We start from the raw sequence: 629 nt of genomic DNA, 5'->3' as shown, positions 1-629 counted from the left end.
CCTGCGCCGCCCATCAAGATATCGTTGCCGGCACCGCCGGTGATGACGTTGTCAGAGGCATTGCCGCGACCGATGAAGTTGCCAGTACCGGTAAACGTCAGACGTTCGACTTCGTTGACCAGGGTGATGTTGCTCAGCGTGGTGCGCACTTCATCATCACCGCCACCCGCCATTTCCACCACGTTCTGGCTGGCCGAACCATTGATGATGTACACGTCGTTACCGGCGCCGCCGTAGAAAGTCGTGGTACCCAACGACGCGGTGAACACGTCGTTGTAGTTCGAGCCCACGATGTTTTCAAAATCGGAGAACGTGTCGCCTTGGGCGTCGCCACCCAGACCGGTGCCCGCTCGCGCACTGGTCATGGTGATGTTCACGGCCTGTTCCGACTGCGAGTAGCTCAGCATGTCGATGCCGTTGTAACCGTCGAGGTTGTCGGCGGCTGCGCTGGCGTAAAAGGTGTCACCGTAGTTCGAACCCCGGTAGCTTTCGATCCCGACAAAGGTATCGCCCGCTGCAAAACCGGTGTGTACACCAGTCTTCAGGTTCAGGGTAACTGCAACGCTGTTGGGCACATCCTCATAGCTGGCGATATCGAAGCCGGCACCACCAATCAGTTGGTCGGCGCC

Annotated in this window: 1 pseudogene; it reads right to left on the bottom strand. The window is 58.8% G+C overall.

The features are described from left to right. A pseudogene (locus GTU76_RS29765) lies at window positions 1-629 on the bottom strand (calcium-binding protein); the annotation flags it as partial.

Origin of the sequence: Pseudomonas crudilactis, assembly GCF_013433315.1 — a bacterium.
GTDB lineage: Bacteria > Pseudomonadota > Gammaproteobacteria > Pseudomonadales > Pseudomonadaceae > Aquipseudomonas > Aquipseudomonas crudilactis.
This window is presented reverse-complemented; position numbering and strand designations above follow the sequence as displayed.